Genomic DNA, 6618 nt, shown 5'->3' with positions numbered 1-6618 from the left:
AGGGCGGTGAAGATATCAAAGACCCGTTTTCCGGTAAATCGCAATGCGGCTCCGCTTAAGTGAACAGCATTGCGCCCTCAGGCGGCCTTTTTTGTTGCGGCGCACACCGCGTCTAGCCATGGAGTATCGAACTGATGTTGTCTTGCCCGGAGGTTGTATGAGCCAGGTTCAGTGGTCTTCCCGTATTGGTCATGTGCTGGCGGCCGCCGGCTCGGCGATCGGCCTTGGCGCCATCTGGAAGTTTCCCTATGTGACAGCCACCAACGGGGGCGGTGCCTTCCTGCTGGTGTTCCTGCTCTTCAGCTTCACCCTGGGGGTCGCGGTGCTGGTGGGGGAGACCCTGCTCGGCAGCCGCAGCCAGCGCGGCGTGCTCGGCGCCTTCCACAAGCTGGTGGGGCCGAACTGGCGCTGGATGGGTTACATGGGGATCCTGTGTGGCTTCTTCATCTACAGCTTCTACAGCGTGGTGGGGGGCTGGACCGTGGGCTATGCGGCCCTGGCCGTGGGCGGCGAGCTCAACCTGAGTGAGGCGAGCACCCTCACCGCACTCTTTACCGGTTATGTGAGCGATCCCCTCTGGCCGGCCCTCACCCATCTCGTCTTCGCCGGGCTCACCTGGTGGTTCGTGCAGGGAGGGCTGCAACAAGGGGTGGAGCGGGCGCTGCGCTGGATGATGCCGGCCCTGTTCGTGATGATGCTGCTCCTGGTGGTGACCGGGCTCTCCATGCCGGGGGCTATGGCCGGGGTACGCCAGTTCCTGATGCCCGACTTTTCCCACCTGACGGGGCAGGGGGTGCTCGACGCCCTGGGGCTGGCGTTCTTCTCCCTCTCCATTGGCCTCGGGGTACACACCACCTATGGCGCCTACCTGCCGAGCAGTGACGGGGCGCTGCGCTCCGGGGTCTGGGTGGTCACCCTGGCGAGCTGCATCTCGGTGCTGGCGGGGCTGATGATCTTCCCGGTGCTGGCCTCCACCGGCATCGATCCTGCCGCCGGCCCCGGCCTCACCTTCATGACCATGCCGGCGGTGTTCAACCACCTGCCGTTCGGTCAGGGGCTGGCGGTGATCTTCTTCCTGCTGCTGCTGGTGGCGGCGCTCTCCTCCTCCATCTCCATGCTGGAGCACCTGGTGCGCTTCACCACCGAGGAGTGGGGCTGGTCGCGCCGCAATGCCTGCCGGGTGCTGACCCTGCTCATCATGGCCTGCGGCATTCCGGTCAGTCTGTCGTTCGGGCCCTGGGCGGAGTACACCCTGTTTGGCAAGACCCTGTTCGATCTGCTGGATTACCTCACCTCCAACCTGATGATGCCCCTGTTCGGTCTGGTGCTGACCCTGCTGCTTGGCTGGAAGCTGGGGGACAGTATTGTGCCTGCGGATCTCTCGCCGCTGATGCGTGGTGCGCTGCTCTGGTGCTGGCGGCTGGTCGCCCCCCTGCTGATCGCGGGGATCCTGGTGCGGGGCTTGTTGTAACACACCTGCCAGGGCGGCATGCACCGCCCTGGATGGCTATAGGCCCTGATGGGGACCGAGGGGCGGCAGTTTGGGGGCCAGGTGGGATCTCACCTGTTGCAGGGTCTCCCGATAGGCGTTCCCATGGTGTTCCAGGAAGGCGGCACTGTGGTTGAGACGCTGCTCCAGCCTGTCCACCAGGCGGGCCACCGCCGGGGCCGCCATGCCAGCGGGCCAGCACTGGGTCAGCAATACCAGCAGTTGCCAGGCATCCCCCGCCTGGGCCGGGAATCGCTCCTGCAGGGTCAGTGCGCTCTGCACGGCGAGCTGGAGCTGACCCGTGGTCATGGCCCGTTGCCGCTCCTCGCGCAGCTGGGTCAGCTGCTGCTCCCGCTGCGCCAGTTGCCGCGCCAGATCGTCGACCACCTGCAAAATGAGCCCCTGCAGCAGCGGGGTCTGTGCCACCGGTCCCTGATACTGGCCGAGCTGGGCCAGATAACGCTGGGCATGGTGGGGAAGCCCGCAGAACTGGCTGACGGCCACTCCGAGCAACTGGTTGAGGTGATTGTCCCGCGCTGCCTCCGGCGGGTGCTTGGCCAGCAGCATCAAGGCGTCATCGAATCGATAATCCAGACCCAGCATCAGGGCGCGCAGCAGCCCCTCCTCGTGGGCCCGCAGGGTCACGGCCTGCTGGCCGAGCTCCTCCAGGGCCTGCTGCAGCTCATGAACTCTGGCCTCTCCCGGTGGATGCCAGAGCACCGCCAGGGTCGCATCCAGCAGGCAGCGTTCGACGGAGTGGCGAAACGTCTGTTTGGGGAAGTAGCGCAGGATGAAATCGCTGGCCTGCGCCAGCACCTGACCTTCATCCCTTCGCAGCAAGGCCAGCAAAATGGCCACCTGGCGCCACTGCGGCTGCCAGGGGCAGCGTTGCAGCAAGCCTGACAAGGTTTCCCAGGCAGGATCCCACTGCGCCTCGTGCAGTTGGCAGGCGAGAACCAGCGCCTGATGGATGACGGGGGGCAGTCGCTCCCGGTTGCGGGCCAGATCCTTGTGGGCACTCTCCACCCGGTTCAGCCCGAGCAGGGCCTGGTTCAGCCCCTGGCGTGGCCACCAGGCATCGTACTCCGTGGTGCAGATGGCGTAGTGCTGGGCGGCCTGCACCCGTTCCCCGGCTTGCAGCAGCATGTAGCCCTTTACCCTGTCCATCTGTGCTTCCAGCCCCTTGTGACTGGCGTGCCGGTAAAGCAGATCCTCGCACTGGGCGCAGGCGCTGCGCCACTCCCTGAGCGCCATGGGGGTGGCCAGGGGGCGGGTCACCGTGGTCAGTGCCAGCAGCGCTTGCAGGCTGTGCGCCAGCTGCTCCGTGGTGAAGGGCACGGCCAGACGCAGGGCGAAATAGAGGTCGGAGGGGGGGAACTGGCCGGTGTCCTCGTCCTGCTCCAGCAGCAGGAGCACGCAGCCGGGCGCGAGCAGGCCCAGGTGGTGTGCTTCATGCAGCAGCCTGACTCCCTCGTGGGCCTGGTGGTGATACTGGCGGCAAAGAATGGCATCGAAGGCGTGCTGGCGCAGCAGGGCGGGCAGGCTTGCAATCTCTTTGCAGTGGAACAGCTCGGTGGGGGGCAGCCCCAGATCACTCAGTCCCTGGGTGAGGGTCGAGCCCATCATGGCATCGTCTTCGATGAGGAGGATCTGCATCTTTGACGCTCCTTCGCCGGTCGGGGGTGGCGAGGTTGGATTCAAAGTTAGCCTCCACTCTCCCGCGAGAGCCAGAGGGGGTCAATACCCCACCTGGGTCAGGGATGGCTCAGTGCCGGCCTTGGGCGGGGCAAAGATAGCATCACTGAAGGCCGTGCCCCCTGGCCGAGAAGGGGCAGTCCCGCTGGGGGACACGCAGCTCCCCGGCTCCCGCCTTTCCCTGCCAGGCGAGCTCGAGCTGGCCCAGGCGCCCGAGGCGGCGCAGCTCGAACTCGTAGCGCAGGCAGGGGTTGTCGGTGGGCAGCTGCGTCATTCCGGCGGGCAGCCGGTAGTCGTAGCGCAGCAGAGGGCCATCTTGCAGTCGGCTCTGCACGGGCACCAGCCCCTCTGCCGTCGGTGCGGGGGCCTTGAGATAGCGGCGCAGCGCCACCGGGGCGTCGATGGCTTTTTGATAGTGAAGGCCGTTCATGGCTGCCAACTCCTCCTCCAGCCGCGTCAGCTCCCCCTCCAGTCCGCTCAGGGCGGCGCCAAGCTGTTGATGGGCCGGGGAGGCGCAGCCTCCCAGCAGCAGGGTCGCGATCAGCAGGGCGGGACGGACGGCAGACATGAAGGCTCCTCGGGTGCCAGGGTCAATGACTATAGCAGGGGATTGGTGGGCGGCGTGCCCCTCAGCAGCCCGGCGAGGCGCTCCAGCCCTTCGGCGACGCGGGCGTCGGTGGCGGGCTGGCTCAGGCTGAGGCGTACTCCCTGCGGGGCGGCAAACTGGCCGGCGGCGAAGTGTTCTCCGCTGGCGACCCCCACGTCAAGGGCGTTGGCGGCCTCCGCAAACTCCTGGCTGCGCCAGGGCTCGGGCAGCGGCAGCCAGGCGTGCATGGACCCCGCCTGCCAGCGCGCTCCCGGCAACAGGTGGCGCAGGAGCTCACCCCGGCGCGCCAGGATTTTTCGCTGGTGTTCGATGAGCGGCATGATCTGGCGCTGGCTCACCAGCTTGCAGGCCAGCTCGATGAGCAGCGGACTCACCATCCAGCTCGACAGCCGCATCGCCTGGGCGAAGCCGTTGCGAAGGGCGGGAGGGGACAACACGAAGCCGACCCGCAGGCCGCCGCAGGCGATCTTGGCGAGACTGCCGAGGTAGATGACCCGCTCCGGTGCCAGGTTGACCAGGGGAGGGAGCGCACTTTCGGGCAGCAGGCCGTTGACGTCATCCTCGACGATCAGCAGATCGTGGCGACGGGCGATGGCGACGATGGCGTCGCGTCGCGCCAGGCTCATGGTGGCCGTGGTGGGGTTTTGCAGGGTGGGGGTGAGGTAGAGCAGCTTGGCCCGGCGGGTACGGCACGCGGCATCCAGCGCCTCTGGCAGCAGTCCCTCCTCATCCATCGCCAGTCCCACCACCTGATTCTTGAGCTGGCGTGCATTGCCCAGCATGCCGGGGTAGCTCAGTCCCTCGCAAAACAGGGTCTCTCCCACGCAGCCGGTGGCCAGCAGGGCCAGCATGATGCCGTGCTGGGCACCATGGCTGAACAGCAGGCGATCTTCGCTCGCCGTGATGCCTTGCTCGGCGAGCCAGTCGACGAACAGCTGGCGCTGTGCGGGGCGTCCCGCCTCCTTGTCATAGCCGAGCAGGCCGTTGAGATCCCCCTGCGCCAGCTCGGTGAGCAGGGGCCTGATGATGGCGCCCCTGTCCAGCTGGACCGGGAGGTTCTGCCACAGCTCGATGCGCTGGCTGTCTTCATTGCGGATCACCCATTCGTTGGCGGGATCCGCCGCTCCCCTGACCCAGGTGCCGTGCCCGACCCGGGCTGCCAGCAGGCCCCGTCGCTCCGCCTCGGTGTAGGCGCGGGTGACGGTGCCCACGGTGACCCCCAGCTTGTCTGCCAGGGCCCTGTGGGTCGGCAGCCGGGTCTCGGGTGAGAGGATGCCTGTGGAGATGGCCTGCTCGATGGCCTTGACCAGTTTGAGGTAGAGGGGCCCCTCGAAAGGGGTGAGGTCGGGCGTCCAGATTGTCATGGTGACAATAAATCCATTGATCCAATATTGTCCGCAATATAGCGTGATTATCAGCCTATACACAACCAACAAGCACACATTGTATCGGTACAATGTGGCGAGAAAGGAGTCTCCCCATGACCATCGAATGGTATGCCACCCTGTTTGGCTTCGCCCTGCTCACCTGCGGCACGCCCGGGCCGAACAACCTGATGTTGACGGCGTCCGGCGCCAACTTCGGCGTGCGGCGCACCCTGCCCCATCTCATCGGGGTGGCGGTGGGCCAGCCTGTGTTGCAACTGGTGCTGGCGCTCGGCTTCTATCCGCTGTTCGAGCGCTGGCCCCTGCTCAAGCTGAGCCTGCAGGTGCTGGGCAGCCTTTACCTGCTGTGGCTGGCGTGGCGCATCGCGGTGGCAGGCGCCCCCGGAGATCCCGCCAGCCGTGCCCGGCCCTTGACCCTGCTTGAAGGGCTGGGCTTCCAGTTCCTCAATCCCAAGGCGTGGATGATGGGGATCTCGGCCATCAGTCTGTTCAGCCTGCCGGGGAGCGACTACTGGCCGAGCATGTGGGGCATCATGAGTGTCTTCCCCATGGCGGGGTTCCCGGTCTGCTTCGCCTGGGTGATGTTTGGCCATCAGCTCAGCCGCTGGATCAACTCGGACAAGGGGTGGCGTCGTCTCAACGGCAGCCTGGGTGCCTTGACAGCCCTGTGCGTGGTGATGCTCTGGTATTAACAGCACCTTGATTATTCATGCAAAGAAAATGCATTGCTGACCTTGTCGTCAGGGCGTCGGCTCTGCATATTAGGAGGCTTGCCGTATCTGAACGAGGTTGAGATGGATCTGAACTGGTTGCTCCCCCTGGCGGGCTTTGCCCTTATCACCTGTGGCACGCCGGGCCCCAACAACATGCTGCTCACCAGTGCCGGGGCCGCCCAGGGGTTTCGCCGCTCCGTGCCTCTGCTGGTGGGGGTGGTGGGGGGCATCAACCTGATGATCCTGGCCACGGCCCTGGGGCTCGGGGTGGTGTTCGAGCGTCTGCCCCTGCTGCACGACGGCCTCAAGCTGGTGGGGTCGGCCTACCTGCTCTGGCTGGCCTGGAAGGTGGCCAACGCCAGTGGCCCGGCGGAGGGGAACCGGCCGCTCATCCCGGCCCATCAGGGGGCCATGCTGCAACTGCTCAACCCCAAGGCCTGGATGATGGCGCTCTCCGCCATCAGCGGCTTCACCCTGGCGGGGGAGGCTTACTGGCCGTCCGCGGGCTGGGTGCTCGGCATTTTCTTCGTGACCGGCCTCTATACCGGTGCCTTCTGGGTGCTGTTCGGTGCCCAGGTGCGCCGCCTCATCCGCACCGCCACCGGCTGGCGTCGTTTCAATCTGGGCATGGGGCTCGCCACGGCGGCCTGCGTGCTGATGATCTGGGTTTAGGCCTCGGCCTGAGCCTTTACCGGCTGTCTTGTTGGCCCTTCGGGGCCTTTTTTATTG

Annotated in this window: 6 protein-coding genes; 3 read left to right on the top strand and 3 right to left on the bottom strand. The window is 66.1% G+C overall.

Annotation, left to right across the window (positions count from 1 at the left end):
* The first annotated feature begins 157 nt into the window (after positions 1–157).
* Positions 158–1471: a sodium-dependent transporter gene (locus tag PG892_RS13855; protein ID WP_201970093.1), complete on the top strand. Its 1314-nt coding sequence runs from the start codon at positions 158–160 to the stop codon at positions 1469–1471.
* A 36-nt stretch (positions 1472–1507) separates the two neighbouring features.
* On the opposite strand, the gene PG892_RS13850 is transcribed toward PG892_RS13855, so the two are convergent.
* The 3 genes from PG892_RS13850 to PG892_RS13840 form a co-directional block, all read right to left on the bottom strand.
* Positions 1508–3145 (bottom strand): hypothetical protein, encoded by a 1638-nt coding sequence (locus PG892_RS13850; protein WP_223916050.1) that lies wholly within the window; start codon positions 3143–3145, stop codon positions 1508–1510.
* A gap of 142 nt (positions 3146–3287) precedes the next feature.
* Complete coding sequence (locus PG892_RS13845; protein ID WP_201934631.1) at positions 3288–3752, bottom strand: hypothetical protein; 465 nt, start codon at positions 3750–3752, stop codon at positions 3288–3290.
* A 29-nt stretch (positions 3753–3781) separates the two neighbouring features.
* Positions 3782–5155 carry an aminotransferase-like domain-containing protein gene (locus tag PG892_RS13840; protein ID WP_109112596.1) on the bottom strand — a complete coding sequence of 458 codons (1374 nt, stop codon included), beginning with the start codon at positions 5153–5155 and terminating at the stop codon, positions 3782–3784.
* A gap of 116 nt (positions 5156–5271) precedes the next feature.
* On the opposite strand from PG892_RS13840, the gene PG892_RS13835 reads away from it, so the two are divergent.
* Both PG892_RS13835 and PG892_RS13830 read left to right on the top strand, forming a co-directional pair.
* Entirely contained in the window at positions 5272–5868 is a 597-nt protein-coding gene (locus tag PG892_RS13835; RefSeq protein ID WP_039039402.1) for a LysE family translocator, read from the top strand.
* Between the two features lie 102 nt (positions 5869–5970).
* A complete protein-coding gene (locus tag PG892_RS13830) occupies positions 5971–6561 on the top strand; it encodes a LysE family translocator (protein ID WP_010672906.1) in 591 nt (196 codons plus the stop codon).
* The last annotated feature ends 57 nt before the right edge of the window (positions 6562–6618 follow it).

This window comes from Aeromonas sp. QDB68, assembly GCF_027707405.1.
GTDB lineage: Bacteria > Pseudomonadota > Gammaproteobacteria > Enterobacterales > Aeromonadaceae > Aeromonas > Aeromonas caviae.
This window is presented reverse-complemented; position numbering and strand designations above follow the sequence as displayed.

Coding starts and splice junctions, on each gene's coding strand:
- PG892_RS13830 (WP_010672906.1), top strand. CDS start 5,971: ATGGATCTGAACTGGTTGCTCCCCCTGGCGGGCTTTGCCCTTATCACC.
- PG892_RS13855 (WP_201970093.1), top strand. CDS start 158: ATGAGCCAGGTTCAGTGGTCTTCCCGTATTGGTCATGTGCTGGCGGCC.
- PG892_RS13835 (WP_039039402.1), top strand. CDS start 5,272: ATGACCATCGAATGGTATGCCACCCTGTTTGGCTTCGCCCTGCTCACC.
- PG892_RS13850 (WP_223916050.1), bottom strand. CDS start 3,145: ATGCAGATCCTCCTCATCGAAGACGATGCCATGATGGGCTCGACCCTC.
- PG892_RS13845 (WP_201934631.1), bottom strand. CDS start 3,752: ATGTCTGCCGTCCGTCCCGCCCTGCTGATCGCGACCCTGCTGCTGGGA.
- PG892_RS13840 (WP_109112596.1), bottom strand. CDS start 5,155: ATGACAATCTGGACGCCCGACCTCACCCCTTTCGAGGGGCCCCTCTAC.